The organism is Amycolatopsis sp. NPDC004079, from assembly GCF_040610415.1.
GTDB classification, from domain to species: Bacteria; Actinomycetota; Actinomycetes; order Mycobacteriales; family Pseudonocardiaceae; genus Amycolatopsis; species Amycolatopsis halotolerans.
Genome location: NZ_JBEXMH010000002.1, coordinates 370101 through 370746, shown reverse-complemented (window position 1 = coordinate 370746; position 646 = coordinate 370101).

Genomic DNA, 646 nt, shown 5'->3' with positions numbered 1-646 from the left:
AATTGCTCTGTCGCAAGAACAATCATCCCAAGCCAGAGGGCATCTGCGCGTCCAGACACGACCTACAACACCACAAACACCGGTGGATCCAGGTCAGATTCCCTCAAGGAGCCCTTCACGGACCCTGATCCCCATGCCAGGGACTTAGGCGGCGCTGCGGGTGCGGTTTGCCCAGCTCGGAGGATCTGGGCGGGGCCGGGCGTCCGTGGGGGGAACCCTGAGGGACTCAGAGTCCTTCAGGGTTCCCCTCACGGACAGTCTGGTCTCGTGTGAGGTGCGGCTGGGTCGGCGGGATTCAGGCCTGCCCGGGGCGAGCACGTCCAGGCCACGTCGCGCGCGCCGGGCTTGTGCCTGCCGAGCGCGCGAGACCGGCTCGACGCAGTTCCCGGGATCGAGGTGTCCGGTGCCGGCGCACCGGGTAACCCGCGGATTCGACCCGGCTGAGGAAGGAGCCCGTCATGGTGCACCCCGTGCCGCCCGGACCGGAGCCCGTCCCGCCGCCGCGTCCCGGGCCGGGTCCGGTGCCGCCGCCGGAACCGCCCGTCCCGCCCGACCCTCGCTGACCAGCCGCCACCCCGGTTGCCGTCCGAGGCGACCGGGTACCTACCGGAAAAGTTTCGCGCGAACGGAGGCCGGTGATGGACGT